Source organism: Xanthomonas vesicatoria ATCC 35937 (assembly GCF_001908725.1).
GTDB lineage: Bacteria > Pseudomonadota > Gammaproteobacteria > Xanthomonadales > Xanthomonadaceae > Xanthomonas > Xanthomonas vesicatoria.
In genome coordinates, this window is record NZ_CP018725.1 from 911,291 (window position 1) to 930,810 (window position 19,520).

Consider the following 19,520-nt stretch of genomic DNA (forward strand, 5'->3'; position numbering starts at 1 on the left):
GACCCGCCTCTTTAAGCAGTCCGCACATGGATGTGCGGGCTCTTGCGAGGGACTCGCACATACAGCGTGCGGGCTCTTGCAGAGGGACCTGCATTTACGCAGCCAGCGCGCCCTTGGCCTTCTCGGCCAGCGCGGCAAAGCCGGCGGCGTCGTGCACGGCGATATCCGCCAGCACCTTGCGGTCAAGGGTGATGCCAGCCTTGAGCAGGCCATTCATGAAACGGCTGTAGCTCAAGCCGTTGATGCGGGCAGCCGCATTGATGCGGGTGATCCACAACGAACGGAAATTACGCTTCTTCTGCTTACGACCAATATAGGCGTACTGCTGTGCCTTGATGACCGCCTGCTTGGCAACGCGGAACACCTTGCGGCGCGCGTTGTAATACCCCTTTGCCAGGGTCAGAATTTTCTTGTGGCGGCGACGCGCCTGTACGCCACGCTTTACTCGTGCCATGGGTCAGTCCTCAGAGGTAGGGAAGCATACGGTCAAGACGGCCAGCGTCCTCGGCACGGACGTGATTCGTCTGCCGCAGGTTGCGCTTCCGCTTGGTCGCTTTCTTCGTGAGGATATGGCTACGGTTTGCGTGGCCGCACTTGTACTTGCCGGAGGCGGTCTTGCGGAAACGCTTGGCCGCCGCCCGGTTGGTCTTGATCTTGGGCATTGCAATGTCCTTGATGGTGTTTTGTCACTGACACGGGCGGCAGTCTTGCGACCACACTTTCCATCCTTGCCCTTGCCTGCTTGTAAGTCCTTGATCGAACACGATCCGGACAGGTCCTGTACCGCTTGCGCGGCGCCCCGGCAAAACCGGGCCGCGCAGTATGCCCGTTGCCGGGAATTCTTGCAAATCGATGGACTCGCTGACGTGGCGGGCCCGGTCAGGCCCACCACGGTGCGGAATCAGATCTTCTTCTTCGGCGCGATCATCATGACCATCTGCCGCCCTTCCAGGCGCGGACGGGACTCGATGACGATGTCTTCGCCCAGGTCGGCCTCGATGCGTGCCGCCATCTCGCGACCCAGCTCCTGGTGGCTCATTTCGCGGCCACGGAAGCGGATGTTGACCTTGACCTTGTCACCCTCTTCCAGGAAGCGGCGCATGTTGCGCAGCTTGATCTGGTAATCGCCCTCGTCCGTGACCGGACGGAACTTGAGTTCCTTGATCTCGACCTGCTTGGTCTTCTTCTTGGCCTCGTTGGCCTTTTTCTGCTGCTCGAACTTGAACTTGCCGAAATCCATGATCTTGCAGACCGGCGGATCGGCCTGCGGCTGGATTTCAACCAGATCCAGGCCTTCTTCCTCGGCCTTGGCGAGCGCTTCGTCGCGCGACAACACGCCGACCATCTCACCGTCGCTGCCGATCACGCGAACGCGCGGCACACGGATTTCTTGGTTCTTGCGGTTCTGTTTGTTGTCAGGGGTACTGATATTGCAATCTCCCAGGGGAATCGAACCGGCGCATCCGGATCATCCAGACCGGCCGGGGTTGGCTCACGCTGCCTGCTCTGCCTGCAGGCGTTCGACGAAGGCTGAGACCGTCATGGTCCCAAGGTCCTCCCCCGAACGCGTCCGCACGGCGACTGCGCCATTTTCCTTCTCGCGGTCACCGACGACGAGCAGGTACGGCACGCGTTGCAGCGTATGCTCGCGAATCTTATAACCGATCTTCTCATTACGCAAATCGGCGTTGACACGGAAGCCTTGATTTGCAAGGGTTTTCCGAACCGAGTCCACATAGTCTGCCTGGGCGTCGGTGATATTTGCGACAACGACCTGGACCGGGGCCAGCCAGGACGGGAAGGCCCCGGCGTGGTGTTCGATCAAGATGCCGATGAAACGCTCCATCGAACCGACGATGGCCCGGTGCAGCATCACCGGATGCTTCTTCTGGCTGTTTTCGTCCACGTACTCGGCGCCCAGGCGGCCAGGCATCATGAAATCGACCTGCATCGTGCCCAACTGCCAGGTGCGGCCGATCGCGTCCTTGAGGTGGTACTCGATCTTGGGGCCGTAGAAGGCACCCTCGCCCGGCAATTCCTGCCACTCCACCCCGCACACGCCCAGCGCGGTGCGCAGCGCGGCTTCGGCCTTGTCCCAGGTGCCGTCGTCGCCCAGGCGCTTTTCCGGGCGCAACGCGATCTTGATCTCGATGTCGTCAAAGCCGAACGCGGTGTAGACGGCCAGTGCCTGCTGATGGAACGCGGTGACTTCCGCTTCGATTTGCGATTCCAGGCAGAACACGTGCCCGTCGTCCTGGGTGAAGCCGCGCACGCGCAGGATGCCGTGCAGCGCGCCGGAGGGCTCGTTGCGGTGGCAGGCGCCGAACTCGCCGTAGCGGATCGGTAGGTCGCGGTAGCTGTGCAGGCCCTGGTTGAACACCTGCACGTGGCCGGGGCAATTCATCGGCTTGACCGCGTAGGTGCGCTTCTCCGACTCGGTGAAGAACATCGCGTCCTGGTAGTTGTCCCAGTGGCCGGACTTCTGCCACAGCGATACGTCCAGGATCTGCGGGCAGCGCACTTCGCCGTAGCCGCTGTCGCGGTAGACCTTGCGCATGTACTGCTCGACGACCTGCCACAGCGACCAGCCCTTGGGGTGCCAGAACACCAGGCCCGGCGCTTCTTCCTGCAGGTGGAACAGGTCCTGCGCCTTGCCGATACGGCGGTGGTCGCGCTTGTCGGCTTCTTCCATGCGCAGGATGTAGGCGTCCAGCTGCTTCTTGTCGGCCCAGGCGGTGCCGTAGATGCGCTGCAACTGCTCGTTCTTGGCATCGCCGCGCCAGTAGGCGCCGGAAATGCGGGTCAGCTTGAACGCCTTGAGGAAGCGCGTGTTGGGCACGTGCGGGCCGCGGCACATGTCCACGTATTCCTGGTGGTAATACAGGCCCATCGCGGTGATGTCCTCGGACATGTCCTCGATCAGGCGCAGCTTGTACTCCTCGCCGCGCTGGGCGAACACCTCGATCACTTCGGCGCGCGGGGTGACCTTCTTGATCACGTCGTAGTCCTGCGCGATTAGTTCCTGCATGCGCTGCTCGATCGCGGCCATGTCTTCGGGCGTGAACGGGCGCTCGCTGTAGATGTCGTAATAGAAGCCTTCGGCAATGACCGGGCCGATCACCATCTTGACCTCGGGATACAGCTGCTTGACCGCGTGGCCGACCAGGTGCGCGCAGGAGTGGCGGATGATCTCAACCCCTTCGGCATCCTTGGCGGTGATGATGCGCAGGCTGGCGTCGTGGTCGATGACGTCGCTGGCGTCGACCAGCTGGCCATCCACCTGGCCGGCGATGGTGGCCTTGGCCAGGCCGGCGCCGATCGACTGGGCGACCTGCATCACCGAGACGGGGGATTCGAATTCGCGGCGGCTGCCGTCGGGGAGCGTGATATTGATCATGGGCAAGAATGAGGTCTGGGCTGGCTGCAGCGGTCCGCTGCCACGGGAGACCTGCCCACTGCTGGACAGGCTCGGAAAGAATGTACGAGAAGTGCTGCGAAGGACAACGGCACGCGGGCGCTGGCTGCGCTGGGGCCGGTCCGGGTCAACGGTGGGCGGTGGTAGTGCTCATGTCGCACGCTGGGCCGGCGCGGAGCGCGGGCCACCTTCTCGCAAGGGGTCTTGGACGTGAATGGTAAACCAATCAGGCGGCCACTGCGCACGGCGGCACAGCGCCGGCGGGCGCGTGGCATGATGCCGGCCACTTGTCCCGCCGTTGCCGATCATGACCATCAAGGGTAAAGCCACCTCGCTGGATATCGCCTACTTGGCCGGCGTGTCGCAGCCGACCGTCTCGCGCGCGTTGCGCGGCAGCCCGATGGTCAATGAGGAAACGCGCAAGCGCATTGTGCGCATCGCGCGCGAGCTGAACTACAAGGTCGACAAGAACGCTTCCTCGCTGCGGCTGCGCAACGCCGGCACGCTGGCGCTGCTGTTCTTCGAAGACCCCACCGCCGACGATTCGCTGATCAACCCGTTCTTCCACTCGATGCTGGGCTCGATCACGCGGGCCTGCGCGCTGCAGGGCTACGACCTGCTGGTGTCGTTCCAGCAGCTGTCCAAGGACTGGCAGGCCGATTACGAAGACAGCAATAAGGCCGACGGCATCATCTTGCTGGGCTACGGCGACTACCAGCAATCGCGCCAGCGACTACAGCTGCTGGTGGAACAAGGCACGCACTTCGTGCGCTGGGGCGCGGCATTGCCGGGCCAGCCGGGCATTTCGATCGGCAGCGACAACTACCAGGGCGGGCTGGACATCACCGAGCACCTGTTGGCGCAGGGGTGCCGACGCATCGCATTTCTTGGCCACGCGTCCAATCACTATCCCGAATTCGAAGAGCGCTACCGGGGCCACGTTGCGGCCCTAGCGCAGCAAGATCTGGTGGCTGATGCCGCACTGCAGTTTGATGCGATCACCACCGAATCGTCCGGGTATGCGGCATGCCTGGCGTTGCTGGACAGCGGCAACGCATTCGATGCAGTGTGTGCAGCCAGCGACCTCATTGCGATCGGTGCGATGCGTGCGTTGCGCGAACGCGGCCTGCGCGTACCGCAGGACGTGGCGATCAGCGGCTTCGACGACATCGCGTTGGCCGCATCGGTTGCGCCGGCCTTATCCACCGTGCAGCAGGACACCAAGCAGGCCGGCACGCTGTTGGTGGAAAGCCTGGTCGCGCTGATCCGTGGCGAAGCGGCGCAGAGCCGCACGATCCCGGTACGACTGGCAGTGCGCGATTCCTCGCGCAGCAGCGGATTGCAGCCGCCATTGGGCTGGAGGCCGTCCGGCTCGACGACCGGGAACGCGGTGCTGGATCGGACCGCGGATGAGGCTGTGAGGAGTTGATTCGGGATTCGAACATCGTTCGCGGATGCACGACAGGCTGCGGGATCCGTCGCGGCCATTAAATGCGTCGCAGGAGCGCAACCGGGCGCGACGATGCGTTACCGATAAAGTCGCATTGCGCCCGATGCACTCTTATCTGTCACGTGCGTCGCGCACGGCTTGCTCGGCCATCTGCATATCGAGCTGCTTGCGCAAGGCCGGGTCGGCGACCGGCACATCCGAGAGCAGCACGCGCACGCCGTGCGCCGGCACTGGCGCCAGTAGCCGGCGTTGCACCTGCACTTGCTCGCCGCTCACCGCGTCGCGCCAGGTGCCAGGCTGCAGAAAGCGCGTCACTTCGATGTCTGCCGCCGCCTCGCCCTTGTTGAGCAGCACCAACGCGGTCTGGTTGATGCCCGCATGCTGATAGACCCGCAAAAACGCCGCTTGATCCCCGCGTAGCAGCACATCCACCTGCAGGCCGCGTTGCAATGCCGGCGTATCGCGACGCAGCCGAGCGATCTGCTGCAGCGGTCCGAAGATCGGGCTCTGCGGCGCGGCCTTGATGCGCTCGACGCCGAAGTAATTGCGGTTGCCCGCATGCTCCGCACGCCCGCGCATGAAGCCGATTTCCGAGCCGTAATAGATCACGGGGATGCCGCGCGCGGTGAACAGCCAGTTGTGCGCATCGATAAAACCGGTGTCGCTGGCGTCCAGCCGCGCCATGTCGTGGTTGTCGTAGAAACTCATCAGCTCGTACGGATTTGCATACGGCCCCTGACGCAGAAACAATGGTTTGGCGAGTTGTTCGAAACCCGCCTGCGCATGGCCGAAGACGTCCGACAGCTGCTGCTTCAAAGGGAAATCCAGCACGCTCACACCGGCGTTGCGTGCCCAAGTGTGGCTAGCGATCTTGTCGGCGTTGTAATCGAATGCCTCGCCAAACATAAAAAATCCCGGGCGTTGTTCGCGGATGCGCGCAACGAAAGCATGCCAGAAACGGTCCGGCATCCAGCCGATGGTGTCGATACGGAATGCATCGGCACCCTGCTCCATCCATTGCAGATACGCGCCAGCCAGATAATCCAGCACCGCCGGATTGTTCTCGTTGAGGTCGGACAACTCCGCCAGGCCGCCGCCGGTGTTGTAGAAGGCATGCAATGGGTTGTGCTGCGGATCCAGCTGCGCGGGCGGCAGATTCTGATGGTCGGCGACCAGCCGCCCCTGCGCATCGTAGAGTTTGCCGAAGCCGGGCTGCGCTTCCGGCATGGTGTAGGCCGGCGAGCCGTGATTGCCTACGATATCCAGCACCACCTTCAGCTTGTTGGCATGCATGGCGCGGGTAAAGCCAGCGAAATCCAGGCCTGCGCTGGGCAGGTGTTCGTCCAGCGTGTAGAAGTTGACACCCCAGTAGCCGTGGTAGCCGGTCTTGCCGTGATCACTGAGCGTGCTGCCGCAGGTGATCGGCTTGCCGCCGGTGAACGCCTGATCGGGGTTGTCGACGATGGGCGTGATCCACACCGCGCCAAATCCCAGGTCGCGAATGTAGTCGGCATGATCGACGATGCCCTTGAAGTCGCCACCCAGGTAGCCAATGTTGTCGTCGCTGCCGTCGGCGCACGGCGTGGGCACATCGAAAGTGCGATGCGCACCGCCCTGGTCGCGATGATCGTTGCCGGTGTCTCCATTGACGAAACGGTCGGTGACCACGAAGTACACCGCATCGGCGGCGAACGGCTCCAGGGTGCCGTAATACTCCCTGGACGCAGGCGTGGCGAGCGCCACGCCTGCGTACATCGTCAACGCCACACACATCGCACTACGCATCACTGCCCTCCCGAGACGACTGGAACCCGCACCACGCACATGCCGGCGACCAACAGGCTGAGCCCGCCGATGGCCAATGCATAGATCGGCTGACCACCCAACCAGACGCGGAGCACGAAGCCCAGCGCGCTGGCAGCGACCAACTGCGGAATCACGATGAAGAAATTGAAGATGCCCATGTACACGCCCATCTTGGCGGCCGGCACGCTATCGGACAGCAAGGCGTACGGCAGCGAGAGAATCGATGCCCAGGCAAAGCCGACCCCCAGCATGGACAGCAGCAACCACTGCGGGTCACGAATCACCACCATCGACAGCAAGCCCGCAGCACCCAGCCACAGGTTGCACAGATGGCTCCAGCGCAGGCCGATCGCACGCACCAGCAACGGAATGACCAACGCTGCCAGCGCGGCAAATCCGTTGTAGGCACCGAACAGCACTCCCACCCAGTTCGCGCCATCGTTATAGGCCGCCGAGACCGTGTCGGTTGCGCCGAAGTGCACCTGCGTCACCGCGGCGGTGGTGTAGATCCACATCGCAAACAGCGCGAACCACGAGAAAAACTGCACCCAGGCCAGGCGTCGCATGGTCATCGGCATGCTGCGCAAGTCCTGCACGATGACCACAAGCATGCTGCTACCCGGCAGGACACGCGTCAACGCGAGCAACGCGCCATAGGCGACGCACAGACCAGCCAGCACATATAGCATGCGGTCGCCGTGCTGCCAGGCGATGGCTGCAGCAAGCAACACGCCAGCAACGCACCAAGCAGCGCTTGATGTCTGCGAGGGCAGCGCACCGCTGCGCATTTGCGTTGCGACAGGTGGATGCGCATCGTCGAAGCTCGCCAGCTGTGCGGGGTTGTATTCGCGTGTGCGCAGCACGGTCCAGGCGATCGAGAGAAACAGTACTGCCGCGCCGAGGTAGAACGCATAGCGCACGCTGTCGGGCAGCTGCCCAGGCGGTGCGGTGTTGGCAAAGCCCCAGCGCGTGAGCAACCACGGCAGAAAGCTCGCCACGATTGCGCCGACACCGATGAAGAAGCTCTGCATCGCATAGCCGGTGGGGCGCTGCGCGGGTGGCAGCTGGTCGCCCACCAGCGCGCGGAACGGCTCCATCGAAATGTTGATCGATGCATCCAGCACCCACAGCGTGCCGGCAGCGATCCACAGCACCGGTGCGTTGGGCATCACCAGCAGCGCCAGCGTGGTGAACACCGCGCCTACCATGAAATATGGGCGCCGACGGCCCCAGGGCGTCCAGGTGCGATCGGACAGGTAGCCGATGATGGGCTGCACGATCAGCCCGGTGAGCGGCGCGGCAATCCATAGCCCCGGCACGTCGTCGACCTGCGCGCCCAGGGTCTGGAAGATGCGGCTAGCATTGGCGTTCTGCAGCGCGAATCCGAACTGGATGCCGAGAAAGCCGAAGCACATGTTCCAGATCTGCCAGAAGCTCAGGCGGGGTTTGGCGGTCATGGCGCGGCCTCCGTGTCAGCTGCCGGCCCGATCATCAATGCACTCACCTGCGCCGCATTGACCACACCGTCCCGACCGCCACGGCCACCGTTGTACTGGGCAAAATGCGTCAGGGCGCTCATGTTGAAACCGTCTTCCAAACGAAAGACGCAGGCCTGCCCCGCCACGGCATCGAAGCGCACCTGTGTGGACACCTGCTCGCCCACGCCATGCGGCATCACGATCACCTGCGATTGCGGCGGCCTGCCCGGGCATTCCAGCACCAGCCGCTTCACCGCAGCAGTGACGCCTGTATTGATCGGGCCATTGGCGTTGCGATACCGCAACGACACGCGATGCAGACCAGTGGATGCGGCTTGCCATGCCCAGGTCTGGCTACCGGGCAAGGTCTGCGATGGGCCAAGCGTCAGCGACGCACTGTGCAGCGACTCCAGGCCATCCACGCGCCTGGAGAGGCTGACCACATGCTGCAGCCCATCGTCGGGTAATGCGTAATGCTCCGCGGCATCCAGCGCCCGGCCGTCCATGTACAGCGTCGTGCCGGCCGGAATCGCAACCCGATACCGATTGGCGTGCTCCTGCACCTCGGGCGGCGTCGGCGTTGCCGGCGCAAACACCTGCCCCGGCTGCGGTGGCGCCGTCATCTCGGCCTTGCGCCCAGCCAGCTGCACCTGCGTGGTCTGGCCCTGCTGCTCGACATGCCCGGCCACCAGCAACTCGCCCTGGTCGCCGGCCGGACGCTGCAGCACGTACCGGCGCGTGCCCTGCTCCAGCACGATCTGTTGGCGTGCACCAAACAACAGCGGCACCAGGCTGCGCGGCAACTTCGGGGTGACGCTGCCATCGGCGGACAAGCCGAACACGCCTTCCAGCACCGCCGACAGATACCCCGCCACCGACCACAGCTGACGCGGGGAATTCACCACCGGGCCGCTGCGCGCGCCCTCTTCCACGTGCACCGCCAGGCGCTGCATTTCGTAGTTTTCCATGTTGGAGCCAGCCAGCGCGCTGCCGCGCATCAACGACTGCAACTCCAACGCGATGCGCGGCGCATCGTCCAGTGCACGCGACGCGCGCAAGGCATAGGCGCTGACGAACGGCCAGATGGCGCGATTGTGATAAATCGGTTGGGCGGCCTCCTGTGGCCACACTACCGGGCTGCCACCGGCCACTACCGGGTAATTGCGTAGCGCCAGGCGTGCGCGTTCAACCGGGAACACATCGGCCAACACGCCCAGCGACAAACCAAGCAGGTCGAACTTGGCGTAGCGCACCGGATGCGCGGCATTGCCCAGGTAGCTCACATACTGCTGGCTGGGCGCATCCCAGAAGCGCGCATCGATCGCCTGCCGCAATGCGTCGGCCCATTGCGCGTACTGCGCGGCACGCGCATCGCCGCGCTGGCGCGCCATCTGTTCGGCCAGGCGCAGCGCCTGGTAATGCAACACGTTGGTCGACAGCGCAAAGGACTCGGCGATGAAGCGCACGTCCTCGCGCGTCCAGTCCGGATAGGTCTGCTCGCGCCAGTCCAGAAACGATGTTTCGCCGCGGTAGAGGCCGATCTGTGGATCGAACACCGCATCGCGATCCTGCGCGAGCGTGGCCTGCAGCGCCTGCCACACCTCGTCGGCAAACGGCTTGTCGTCCAGCAGACCGCGCGCGGCCAGAAACCACACCACCCGGTCGCTGCTGACCGGCCAGCTGCCACCAGAGCCGGTGTCCTGCGCCACAAACAGGCCGGGCGTACGGCCATCGCGCGCGGTGGAGAGCTTGAAGCGCAGGGAATGACGTGTGCGCTGCGGCTCCAGCCGCGCCAACGCCAGATCGGCGGCGAAACTGACATCGCGCGTCCACACGTACGGCCAGCGTTCGCCGGTCTCGAAGCATTCGCAGGACACCGGCTTGCCGGCGTTGAAGGCCGGATCGCGGATCGCCTCGACACGGTCGTCGGCCATCTCCTGCTGCGCCAACGCGAACAAGGCATCGAACATCGGGCTGGCGGTGTGCGTACGCATCGGCTGCGCCGCAATGCGGCGCTCGCCCTGTGGCCATCGCAACACGAAACCGCCGTCGTCCAGCGCCTGCGCCTGTGCGCGGCGCCCTTGAAATTCCAGTTCATCGGCCAATGCCGGCGAGCTTGCCGCAACGCCAAGCGTTGCAGCCATGCAGATCATCTTCAGCATCGAAGCAGCAGACGGCTTGCGCCGTCGGCCTTCCTCCCTCGTTGCACGCGTTGTGGTGCGCGGCACAACTGGCCACGGTCGCGGACCCTCCCAGGTGCCGTGGCGCCATGGTAGACGCGCACCTTGCCGTTCCGCACCCCTGCATACGTATTCATGGCCGACGCCAGTCCGCAACATGGCCCGGTGCCGGCCTGGCGCTGCATAGTCGTCGCTTACGCAACGGCCACCTTGGGAGGGGATATGCCGCTGTCTTCATGTCGAGCACGCTCGACGCTGGGCGCGCGCTCGATCGCGCGCCTGTTGTTGCTCGCCTGCATCGCGAGCGTGGCGCCAATGCTGCATGCCGAGGTCACCACCATCGATGTCGCCTCGCCCGGCAAGATCCTGCAGGTGAGCCTGGAGCTGGATGGCGGCACGCCGTACTACCGCGTGCAACGCCTGGGCCAGCCGGTGCTGCAGCGTTCACGGCTGGGTTTCAATTTGCGCGACGGGCGCCTGGACCGCGGATTGGTGGTGCTGTCGCAGGCACGCCAGAGTCACGACGACACCTGGGAGCAGCCCTGGGGCGAGACCCGCCTGGTCCGCAACCACTACAACGAACTGCGCGTCAGCCTGGGCGAGCGTGACGGTGCGCAGCGCAGCTTCGAGGTGGTCTTCCGCGTCTACGACGACGGGCTGGGCCTGCGCTATCACTTTCCCGAACAAGCCGGCCTGCGCGAAGCGATCATTGACGACGAGCTCACCGAATTCGCCATTGCCCAACACGCCGATGCATGGTGGATTCCGGCGGGCGAACCGATCCATTACGAGTATCTCTACAACCGCACACCACTGAATCAACTCACCCTGGCGCATACGCCGCTCACGCTACGTACCGACAGCGGGCTGCATATCGCGCTGCACGAAGCGGTGCTGGTGGATTACGCCGGCATGTGGCTACGCCGCACCGACGACCAGCGCCTGCGCGCACAATTGTCTCCGGCGGCCGAAGGCTGGAAGGTACGTCGTACCCTGCCCTTCGATACGCCGTGGCGCACGCTGCAGATCGCCGATCAGGCGACCGGCCTGGTGGAATCGAACCTGATCCTCAACCTCAACGAGCCCAATGCGCTGGGCAATGTCGACTGGGTCAAGCCGTCCAAATATGTCGGGGTTTGGTGGTCGATGCATCTCAACCAGCAGACCTGGGCCACCGGCCCCAAGCACGCGGCAACCACGGCCACGACCCGGCGCTATATCGATTTTGCCGCCGCGCACGGCTTTCGCGGCGTGCTGGTGGAAGGCTGGAATCCGGGCTGGGACGGCGAGTGGTTCGGCAACGGAGGCAGCTTCGATTTCACAAAATCCACGCCGGATTTCGACCTTCCCGCACTGAGCACGTACGCCGCAGCCAAAGGCGTGCATCTGATCGGCCATCATGAAACGGGGTGCGCAGTGGACCATTACGAAGACCAGATCGCCGAAGCGATGGACCTGTATGCACGTTTTGGCGTGGATTCGGTCAAGACCGGCTATGTCTGCGACGACGGCCAGGTGGAGCGACGCAATCCAGCCGGCGGTGCGCCGCTACGCGAGTGGCACGACGGCCAATGGATGGCGCGCCATCATCTGCGCGTGGTGCGCGAGGCGGCCGAGCGACATATCGCAGTCAATGCGCACGAGCCGATCAAGGACACCGGCCTGCGCCGCACCTATCCCAACTGGATTTCGCGCGAAGGCGCGCGCGGCATGGAATACAACGCCTGGGGGCAGCCGCCCAATCCACCGGAGCACGAGGTCAACCTGGTGTTCACGCGCCTGCTCGCCGGGCCGATGGATTACACGCCGGGCATCGTCAGCTTGAAGGGACGCAACGGCCAGGCCATTCCCAGCACCCTGGCGCGGCAACTGGCGCTGTATGTGACGCTGTATAGCCCGATCCAGATGGCCGCCGATCTGCCCGAGCATTATCTGCAGCACCGCGATGCGTTCCGCTTCATCGAGGACGTGGCGGTGGATTGGGACCAGACTCGCGCATTGAATGGCGAAGTGGGCGACTACGTGACCATCGCGCGCAAGGATCGGCACAGCCGCGAATGGTTCCTGGGCAGCATCACCGACGAACACGGCCGCGTGCTGCAGGTGCCGCTGGGTTTTCTTGAGCCCGGCGTGCGCTACACCGCGCAGATCTATCGCGATGGCGATGGCGCCGACTATGTGAGCAACCCGTTCGCCTTTGTGCGCGAAGAGCGTCAGGTCAGCAGCAACGACACCCTAGAGCTGCGGCTGGCACCGGGCGGCGGGCAGGCGATCCGCTTCGTGCCGATGGGTGGCGCACGTTGAGCGATACCGTTGCGGCCGCCCGCATGCAGGGCCGCCGCCAACGATTGCATGCCATCGCGGCACCGCGCCGCCGCGGATGCAGCATTCCGGTCGCCTGGCAATCCGCAGCAGGCGACTTGGCATGACCGAAAGCCGCGCATGGAATCGATTTCATCGCCAACGTGGCGGTTGAATACGTATGCAGCGGCCGTTTGCACGCAGGCGCGATGTCTACCATACGTTGCAGTCGCGACGCCTTGCATGACGCACGACGCAGCATCTCCAGGCATCTGCCGGATCAAAATTCAAAAGAACAACATGTACCTGGGAGGGGAAAATGTTGAAGCACAAGCGCTCCGCGCTGAGTATCGCCCTGGCCGTTGCCATGGCACCGACGTTGGCAGCCGCGCAATCGGCAACGCCTGCGCAAACCACCACCACTGCACAGACCGCGTCCGAGCCGGCCGCCGGCGAGGTCACCGAGTTGGACAAGGTCCAGGTCACCGGCCTGCGCCGCGCGATCGAAGGCGCCATTTCGGTCAAGCGTGATTCCACCTCGATCGTGGAAGCCATTTCCGCCGAAGACATCGGCCGCCTGCCGGACGTGAGCATCGCCGAATCGCTGGCGCGCCTGCCGGGCCTGGCCGCCCAGCGCGTGGCCGGCCGCGCGCAGGTGATCAGCGTGCGCGGCTTGTCGCCAGACTTCTCCACCACCCTGCTCAATGGCCGCGAAGTGGTCAGCACCGGCGACAACCGCAGCGTGGAATTCGACCAATATCCGTCCGAACTGGTCAGCGGCGTCACCGTCTACAAGACGCCCGATGCCGGCCTGGTCGGACAGGGCCTGTCGGGCACGGTGGACATGCAGACCGCACGCCCGCTCAGCTACAACGAGCGCGTGATCGCCATCGGCGGCCGCTACCAGCGCAATTCGCTGGGCAAGGCGGCCAATGTCGACCCCTACGGCAACCGCTTCAACGTCAGCTACATCGACCAGTTCGCCGACCGCACCATCGGCCTGACCATCGGCTACGCGCACACCGACATGCCGATCCAGGAAAACCAGGTGGGCTTGTACGAACCCTGGCAGACGGTCAACGCACAGCGCCAACGCCCCGGCGTTGCCGACGGCGTGTACTTCTCCGATGGCATCAAGGCCTTGCGCCGCACCGGCAATCAGAAGCGCGACGGCGTCATGGCCACGCTGCAGTACCGGCCGTCCAACGCCTGGACCAGCACGCTCGATGCCTTCCACACCGAAGCCGAGCAGATCGATACCGCCAACCAGTTCGAGCTCAACCTGAGCAACTACAACGGTGGCTACACGCCCGGCCTGAACATCACCGACGTGCGGGTCAACGACAACGGCAGCTTCATCGGCGGTACCGCCAGTGGCGTCTATCCGCTGGTGCGCGGCATGTACAACAAGCGCGAAGACAAGATCGACGCCTTCGGCTGGAACAACGAAATCTCGGCCGGCGCCGTCAAGATCATCGCCGATCTGAACTACTCCAAGGCCACCCGCGACGAGTTGAACCTGGAGAACAATCTCCAGCGCGCTCCCATGCCGCAGCTGGACACGGTGGGCGTGTCGGTCGTCGGCAATGGCTTCTCGCAACTGACGCCGGGCATGAATTATTCCAATCCGGACGAGCTGTTCCTCACCAACACCATCTACGGCTCCGGCTACGGCAAGGTGCCGCGCGTGCAAGACGTGCTGAAGGGCGCGCGCCTGCAGGCTAGCTTCCCCATGCCCGAAGCACTGAGCTGGTTTTCCGATCTGGACGTGGGCGTCAACTACGCCAATCGCGAAAAGCAGAAGACCCAGCCGGAAGGCAACATCACGCTGGGCGCGCAGGGCGAAGCCACGGTGGCGGCGGACCTGCAATATGCTCCGGTCAATCTCGGCTTTGCCGGCCTCGGCTCCCTGCCCGCCTGGAATGTGCCGGCCACCGTGTCGCGCTACATGCTGTTCAACCCAAGCGACGACGCCTCGTTCCTGGTCTCCAAGGCGTGGACGGTCGAAGAAAAGATCACCACCGCCTGGCTGCGTGCCAACATCAATACCGAATGGGGCGAAGTGGGCGTGCGCGGCAACATCGGCGTGCAGCTGCAGAGTGCCGACCAGTCCTCGCAGGCCAATTACTGGGATGCCTCGCAGCCGGCCGGCAGCGAAGTGCGTCCCATCGACGATGGCAAGAAGTACCGCGACTGGTTGCCCAGCCTGAATTTGGCGTTTCAGTTCCCGTACGAGCAGACGCTGCGGTTTGCGATGGCCAAGCAGGTCGCGCGCCCGCGTGTGGACCAGCTCCGCGCCTCGCTGGAGTTCGGCGTGGACACCTCCACCGGCCGCCCCGGTGCCAGCGGCGGCAACCCCATGCTCGACCCGTGGCGTGCCAACGCCTTGGACATCTCCTATGAGAAGTACTTCGCCGACCGCGCCTACGTGGCGGCAGCGTTCTTCTACAAGGATCTCAAGAGCTATATCTATACCCAGAGCCGCGACAACTACGATTTTTCCGCACTGGTCGCCGGCTACGTGCCGCCACCGGGCTCGGCACCGGTGCTCACCACCGGCACCTTCAGCGCACCGTTCAACGGCAAGGGCGGCACGCTACGCGGCGTCGAACTCACCGCCTCGTTGCCGCTGGACCTGCTGTTCGCCCCGTTGGAAGGCTTCGGCATCCAGGCCAGCGCCACCTTCAACGACAGCGACGTCAAGATTCGCGACCCGGAAAGCGCCTCCAGCGTGGGCGATGGCGAAATCAGCCTGCCCGGCCTGTCCGAACGCGTCTACAACCTCACCGCCTACTACGAGCACAAGGGCTTCGAGGCACGCGTGAGCCAACGCCGCCGCTCGGACTTCATCGGCGAGATCGGCAACTTCAACGGCAACCGCACCTTGCGCTACGTGGTCGGCGAAAACATCACCGACGCGCAGATCAGCTACAACTTCAGCGAAGGAAGCAGCCTGTCCGGCCTGACCCTGCTGCTGCAGGCCAGCAACCTCAGCAACTCGCCGTACCGCACCTATGCAGAGTCCAAGGATCGCCCGCTCGAATACATCGAATGGGGCCGCACCTTCGTGCTGGGTGTGAACTACAAGTTCTGATCTGCTGCAGCAACAAATAGCGGCCTATAGCCCCTCTCTCCCCGAGAGAGGGGTTGGGGTGAGGGTACGGATTCAAGGACAATCAGCTCCAGGTGTACTGCTTCATAATTCTGTAGTTTTTTTCAGAAGGGGCTGCTTTCCAATCCGCGCAATGCAACCCAAAGCGTCCTGCTCCAGCACCTCAAGATGTTGCCTACTCAGAAGCCGCCGGTTAGAGACCGGCGGCTTTTCTTTTGAATGAGCATCACCGCCATTCGGGTGAACACGATCACCACGAGAGCAGCGAATAACAAGACCATGCAACGGCCAGGCGGGCGATACTGGAGCTCGAAGGAGCGCATGTGCCGCTCGTGCACTCCGATTCAGAGTGCCCCATCCATATCAATTGACGACTGCTCGCTACGTTCTGTCAGCCACTTTCAATCGAGCGAATCGAGCGATAAGCGCCACATGCGTACCTGAGTTGTCGCCGTTTCCATGCGCAACACACGCCGTGACACTCGGGCCAGCGCGTCGACTGACGATGTCGCGATCGCACTCAACTTCATCAGACACCCGGCTCCTGCAGCATGATCGGGCCGGCGCAGATGCATTGCTGTTTCCTGCAACAGCACCCCCCATATGACGCTCCTTGTTCGCTTGCCGGACACAGCGCCCGGCGCAAGCACTAATGATTGGTAGCTAGCACCGCACAAAAAAAGCGAGGCATCCCGATGGAATGCCTCGCCTGTCTCACTCAATCACAGCATACCCGTCTGTGAAACGGTGCTATCAGCCCTCGCCCGTGGCGCACACTACCCCGTGCCCAGGCAAGTTCACGCGTCCATCCTCGACCACGCCCCGCTCCACGCCAGGGACATCGGTCTGTTCCCATGCACCTGCAGGCAGCGCAAGCTCGGCAACATCGGACGACAAATTGAAGGCCAACAGCATCACCTGGCCTGCATGCTCACGCCGGAACATCAGCACCGGCTCGGCGGTGTCGTAGAACGTGATCGTTCCTTCGCACAAGGCCGGCATGCGCTTGCGCCAGGCAACAAACGCACGCACCGCGCTCAACACCGACTGCGCATCGCCCTGCTGCACACTTACCGCCGCCAGGCGATGCGGCTCGGCCAACGGCAGCCACGGCTTGCCACTGGTGAACCCCGCCGACGGCGCATCGGTCCACGGCATCGGCGTACGGCAACCATCGCGCCCCTTGAAGGTTGGCCAGAACGTGATGCCATATGGATCCTGCAGATCCTCGAACGCCACATCCGCCTCGCCCAGCCCAAGCTCCTCGCCCTGGTACAGGCAGACCGAACCACGCAGCGAACACAGCAGCGCCACCACCATCCGTGCAAATGCGGGCGACGCATCTTCGCCGCCCCAACGCGTCACCGCGCGCACCACGTCGTGATTGGAAATCGCCCAGCACGGCCAGCCTTCCAACATGGTCGCCTCGAGCCGGCTGACCGTCTCACGGATATAGGCAGCGCTGTAATCCTGCACCAACAGCTCGAAGCTGTAGCCCATGTGCAGACGGCCCTTGGCGGTGTACTCGGCCGTGGTCGCCAACGAATCTTCCGAAGAAATCTCGCCCAGGCTTACCGCATTCGGGTAGCGATCGAGCAACGCGCGCAGGCGCTCCAGGAATGGCAGATTGTCCGGCTGCGTGTTGTTGAAGTAGTGGTATTGGTACGCGTACGGATTGTCCGCACTGAAGCCGCGCCCCACCCGCTTGTCCGCCGGCTTGGCCGGGTTGTCGCGCAGCTGCGCATCGTGGAAGCAGAAGTTGATCGCATCCAGGCGGAAGCCATCCACCCCGCGATCCAGCCAGAACCGCACATTGTCCAGGGTCGCCTGCTGCACATCGGCGTTGTGGAAATTGAGATCCGGCTGATCCACCAAAAAGTTATGCAGGTAGTACTGCTCGCGCCGCGGCTCCCACTGCCACGCTACCCCGCCGAAGAGCGATAGCCAATTATTGGGCGGCGTGCCGTCCTCGCGCGGGTCGGCCCAGACGTACCAGTCCGCCTTCGCGTTGGTCTTGTCCTGCCGGCTTTCCTGGAACCACGCATGTTCGATCGAGGTGTGGCTCAGCACCTGGTCGATCATCACCTTCAGCCCGAGCGCATGCGCCTTGTCGAGCAGGCGATCGAAATCCTCCAGCGTGCCGAACAGCGGATCCACCGCCCGATAGTCGGCGATGTCGTACCCGAAATCGGCCATCGGCGACTTGAAGAACGGCGAGATCCAGATCGCATCCACGCCCAACTCGGCGATGTAGTCGAGCTTGGCGATGATGCCGGGCAGATCGCCCACCCCATCACCATTGGAATCCAGAAAACTCCGCGGATAGATCTGATAGATGACGGCCCCGCGCCACCATGGTGTCTGTGACATGTACGCCCCTCCCGGGCCACTGCGGGCGGCCAACACGGCCGCCAGCCAAGGGCGTTAGCCTAGCGGCGCAATGCGCGACAAACGCGCGCGTGCATACGTATTCATCGCTAAGCGTGCTATCGAGCAAGCGACGCGAACCATCAAACAGGCACGGCGCTCGCTCCAACCATGCTGCTCGATCAGCCTGGCAAGAAGCGGCGCTTACGTAAGCTCCCCCGTCAAGCAGACACTCCAAAAGTAGACCTTCTGACGTGTTGATTGCGGTACTCAACGGGGGTTAGGCCGCCGAGCGAGTCATGGGGCCGCTGTTCGTTGTAATCGATCATCCACCAATGGGTGGCTTCGCGGATATCGTCGAGGCGAGTGAAAAGGTGCTGGTCGAGCACTTCTTCCCGGAACGTGCGGTTGAAGCGTTCGATGAAAGCATTCTGGTTCGGTTTGCCGGGTTGGATGTAGTTGATCGCCACGCCATTGACTTTCAGCCAGCTGGTAAATGCGTCGCCTAGAAACTCTGGCCCGTTGTCGGAACGCACGACCTGCGGCAGGCCATGATCGTGCTTGATCTGCTCGAACACCCGCACCAGACGATGCGAATTGATCGAGGTATCAACCTCGATGTGAAGCACCTCGCGGTTGAAGTCGTCGACCACGTTGAAGGTGCGGAAGCGCCGTCCGCACGCCAAAGCGTCGCTCATGAAGTCGACCGACCAGACGGTATCAGGCAACCTTGGGACATACAGCGCGACACGCTCGCGCTTGCGAAGCCGCCGCTTCGCAGCGCGGCGCAGGTTGAGCCGCATGGCCTTGTACACGCGATAGATTCTCTTCGGGTTCCAGTCAGGACGCGTCCTGCGCAGCACGTCGCTGCATTTCCAGAAGCCGCGACTGGGGCGGTCTTCGACGACACGTGCGATCGCCGCGATCAACTCGGCATCGCGTACTGTCCAGTCGAGCGGTGGCGCATACCACGCCGCACGTGCAAGCCCGACGCATGCACAGGACCGACGCAGCGGCCGCGCGTGCACCTCGATCAGGTACCGCACGGCCTCGCGCTTGCGCGCCGGCCCTAGAGTTTTTTTGCGATGAGATCCTTCATGGCCGCGTTGTCGAGCGCCAACTCGGCGTACAGCCGCTTGAGCTTGGCGTTCTCGGACTCAAGCTCCTTGACCCGCCGCAGCTCCGAAGCCTCCAGGCCTCCGTGCTTGCTCTTCCACTGGTAGTACGTCGCTGTGCTGATACTGACCTGGCGACAGATGTCCTTGACGGGCACACCGGCGTCGGCCTGCTTGAGCGTCGCGACGATCTGCGCCTCGGTGAACTTTGAGGTGCGCATAGAAACTCCTGACTGAGATAACGATGCCAGAAAGATCTACTTATGTGGTGTCTGTCAGGCTGGGGAGCTTACGCA

Annotated in this window: 12 protein-coding genes and 1 other RNA gene; 4 read left to right on the top strand and 9 right to left on the bottom strand. The window is 63.6% G+C overall.

All coding sequences use genetic code 11. The features are described from left to right. Positions 1 to 94: 94 nt before the first annotated feature. The 4 genes from rplT to thrS all read right to left on the bottom strand — a co-directional run bounded on the left by rplT (position 95) and on the right by thrS (position 3,397). Positions 95 to 454, bottom strand: a complete 360-nt coding sequence (gene rplT / locus BJD12_RS03985; protein WP_003484828.1) for a 50S ribosomal protein L20 — start codon at positions 452 to 454, stop codon at positions 95 to 97. Between the two features lie 10 nt (positions 455 to 464). Beyond that, positions 465 to 662: a 50S ribosomal protein L35 gene (gene rpmI / locus BJD12_RS03990; RefSeq protein WP_002811096.1), complete on the bottom strand. Its 198-nt coding sequence runs from the start codon at positions 660 to 662 to the stop codon at positions 465 to 467. A gap of 239 nt (positions 663 to 901) precedes the next feature. Beyond that, complete coding sequence (gene infC, locus BJD12_RS03995; protein ID WP_070690874.1) at positions 902 to 1,444, bottom strand: translation initiation factor IF-3; 543 nt, start codon at positions 1,442 to 1,444, stop codon at positions 902 to 904. A 48-nt stretch (positions 1,445 to 1,492) separates the two neighbouring features. Beyond that, a complete protein-coding gene (gene thrS / locus BJD12_RS04000; protein WP_005995900.1) occupies positions 1,493 to 3,397 on the bottom strand; it encodes a threonine--tRNA ligase in 1,905 nt (634 codons plus the stop codon). Between the two features lie 325 nt (positions 3,398 to 3,722). Between thrS and BJD12_RS04005 the strand changes: the two genes are divergently transcribed. Continuing rightward, the gene (locus tag BJD12_RS04005) at positions 3,723 to 4,844 is read left to right on the top strand and encodes a LacI family DNA-binding transcriptional regulator (RefSeq protein ID WP_005995898.1); all 1,122 of its coding nucleotides are present in this window, start codon (positions 3,723 to 3,725) and stop codon (positions 4,842 to 4,844) included. Between the two features lie 132 nt (positions 4,845 to 4,976). Here BJD12_RS04005 and BJD12_RS04010 read toward each other — a convergent pair whose 3' ends face one another. The 3 genes from BJD12_RS04010 to BJD12_RS04020 are packed head-to-tail and all read right to left on the bottom strand — an operon-like array spanning position 4,977 to position 10,311. Then, a complete protein-coding gene (locus BJD12_RS04010; RefSeq protein WP_005995896.1) occupies positions 4,977 to 6,650 on the bottom strand; it encodes an alpha-amylase family glycosyl hydrolase in 1,674 nt (557 codons plus the stop codon). After that, positions 6,650 to 8,128: an MFS transporter gene (locus BJD12_RS04015; RefSeq protein WP_005995894.1), complete on the bottom strand. Its 1,479-nt coding sequence runs from the start codon at positions 8,126 to 8,128 to the stop codon at positions 6,650 to 6,652. Before BJD12_RS04015 ends, BJD12_RS04010 begins: the two co-directional genes overlap by 1 nt. Continuing rightward, entirely contained in the window at positions 8,125 to 10,311 is a 2,187-nt protein-coding gene (locus BJD12_RS04020) for a glucosidase family protein (protein ID WP_005995892.1), read from the bottom strand. The genes BJD12_RS04015 and BJD12_RS04020 overlap by 4 nt, the downstream gene beginning before the upstream one ends. A 240-nt stretch (positions 10,312 to 10,551) precedes the next feature. Between BJD12_RS04020 and BJD12_RS04025 the strand changes: the two genes are divergently transcribed. The 3 genes from BJD12_RS04025 to BJD12_RS04035 all read left to right on the top strand — a co-directional run bounded on the left by BJD12_RS04025 (position 10,552) and on the right by BJD12_RS04035 (position 16,139). Beyond that, positions 10,552 to 12,633, top strand: a complete 2,082-nt coding sequence (locus tag BJD12_RS04025; protein ID WP_042828445.1) for a glycoside hydrolase family 97 protein — start codon at positions 10,552 to 10,554, stop codon at positions 12,631 to 12,633. A 316-nt stretch (positions 12,634 to 12,949) separates the two neighbouring features. Next, on the top strand, positions 12,950 to 15,724 hold the full coding sequence (locus BJD12_RS04030) for a TonB-dependent receptor (RefSeq protein WP_005995887.1): 2,775 nt from the start codon (positions 12,950 to 12,952) through the stop codon (positions 15,722 to 15,724). Positions 15,725 to 16,063: 339 nt separating this feature from the next. Continuing rightward, a non-coding RNA gene (locus BJD12_RS04035) (sX9 sRNA) lies at positions 16,064 to 16,139 on the top strand. Positions 16,140 to 16,495: 356 nt separating this feature from the next. Here BJD12_RS04035 and BJD12_RS04040 read toward each other — a convergent pair. Both BJD12_RS04040 and BJD12_RS23700 read right to left on the bottom strand, forming a co-directional pair. After that, positions 16,496 to 18,112, bottom strand: coding sequence for an alpha-glucosidase (locus BJD12_RS04040; RefSeq protein ID WP_005995883.1), 1,617 nt, complete (start codon positions 18,110 to 18,112; stop codon positions 16,496 to 16,498). Positions 18,113 to 18,330: 218 nt separating this feature from the next. Next, a protein-coding gene (locus tag BJD12_RS23700; protein WP_172797204.1) for an IS3 family transposase occupies positions 18,331 to 19,445 on the bottom strand; the annotation gives its coding sequence in 2 pieces (ribosomal slippage) (positions 18,331 to 19,193 and positions 19,193 to 19,445; 1,116 coding nt in all). Positions 19,446 to 19,520 lie beyond the last annotated feature (75 nt).

What these genes read in the sequence shown, in the direction of transcription:
- BJD12_RS04025 (WP_042828445.1), top strand. Translation starts at nt 10,552, where the DNA reads ATGCCGCTGTCTTCATGTCGAGCACGCTCGACGCTGGGCGCGCGCTCG.
- BJD12_RS04030 (WP_005995887.1), top strand. Translation starts at nt 12,950, where the DNA reads ATGTTGAAGCACAAGCGCTCCGCGCTGAGTATCGCCCTGGCCGTTGCC.
- BJD12_RS04040 (WP_005995883.1), bottom strand. Translation starts at nt 18,112, where the DNA reads ATGTCACAGACACCATGGTGGCGCGGGGCCGTCATCTATCAGATCTAT.
- rplT (WP_003484828.1), bottom strand. Translation starts at nt 454, where the DNA reads ATGGCACGAGTAAAGCGTGGCGTACAGGCGCGTCGCCGCCACAAGAAA.
- thrS (WP_005995900.1), bottom strand. Translation starts at nt 3,397, where the DNA reads ATGATCAATATCACGCTCCCCGACGGCAGCCGCCGCGAATTCGAATCC.
- BJD12_RS04015 (WP_005995894.1), bottom strand. Translation starts at nt 8,128, where the DNA reads ATGACCGCCAAACCCCGCCTGAGCTTCTGGCAGATCTGGAACATGTGC.
- BJD12_RS04010 (WP_005995896.1), bottom strand. Translation starts at nt 6,650, where the DNA reads ATGCGTAGTGCGATGTGTGTGGCGTTGACGATGTACGCAGGCGTGGCG.
- rpmI (WP_002811096.1), bottom strand. Translation starts at nt 662, where the DNA reads ATGCCCAAGATCAAGACCAACCGGGCGGCGGCCAAGCGTTTCCGCAAG.
- BJD12_RS04005 (WP_005995898.1), top strand. Translation starts at nt 3,723, where the DNA reads ATGACCATCAAGGGTAAAGCCACCTCGCTGGATATCGCCTACTTGGCC.
- BJD12_RS04020 (WP_005995892.1), bottom strand. Translation starts at nt 10,311, where the DNA reads ATGCTGAAGATGATCTGCATGGCTGCAACGCTTGGCGTTGCGGCAAGC.